Annotated in this window: 1 protein-coding gene; it reads left to right on the forward strand. The window is 47.7% G+C overall.

Annotated elements, in window-relative coordinates; translation table 11 throughout:
- Window positions 1-169: 169 nt before the first annotated feature.
- Window positions 170-967: DUF802 domain-containing protein (locus A3729_RS03445; RefSeq protein ID WP_156497618.1), on the forward strand; the 798-nt coding region annotated here is incomplete at its 3' end.

Below are 967 nucleotides of genomic sequence, written 5' to 3' on the forward strand. Positions count from 1 at the left end.
AAAATGGGCTCAAACCTGGGTGAGCAGCTAAACCAGAAGCAAGATAGCTTTCATACTGAGGTGAAACAGAGTTACCAACACTTGGCCGAGACGGTATCAGAAGCCATTTCCAGCAGTCAGTACCGTTCAGGCAGGGCTTGCCGATAGTGGTCGTTTGGCAGGTGAAAGTATGCGCCCTGTGTTTGAAAAAAGTATGAGTCGGTTGGTGGAGAAGGTCAGTGATCAGACTTCGAAAAGTCATCAGCAGTTTTCTACGAAAGCTACTGAACACTTGGATTTTCTGAATGGCCGCTTCTCGAAAACGGCAGACGAGGTGGGAAGTGTCTGGCGTAAAGCGCTAGAAGAGCAAGCGCTGAGAAACCAACAAAGTGCCGAGCAGATTAAGCAAACCTTGAGTGAATACAGTGAGCTCTTTGACGCTAAAACGCAGACAATGTTAGAAAGCTTGAACCAGAATTTGGCGCAGCGAGATAGCCAAAATCTCGAAAGTGAAAAAGCTCGACAGACAGTTTGGCAACAGGCGATGATTGATACGCAGACGCAGAGTTCTGCTTCTTTACACAGCGCCTCTCAAGACGTTGCTGACAAGCTAAATCAGCTTACACAAGCTCAGCTTGAAACAAGTTGTCAGGTTGCTGATAAATTTACGGAAATGACAGATCGTTTGGGGGCTATGTCTGAGGGGATCAGTCTTGATTGGCAGAACCGTGCTGACAAAATGTTGGCTCAGCAAGCTGAGCTGGTTGAGAAGCTAAGTGACAGCCAGCAGCTAATGGATGAGCAAACCAAGCAGAAGTCAGAGAAGCTATTGGCTGAACTAGCGGGTCTTTTCGCTGAATCCAATAACTTACTGATCGCACGTCGTGAAGATGAGTCACGTTGGTTGCACGAACTGGATAGTCGAATGAATGGCTTAGCGGCGAGTGTGCGTGAAGAATTGAGCAGCTTGCGAGATGAAGAGGCAGGT

It is taken from the genome of Oleiphilus sp. HI0043 (assembly GCF_001634935.1).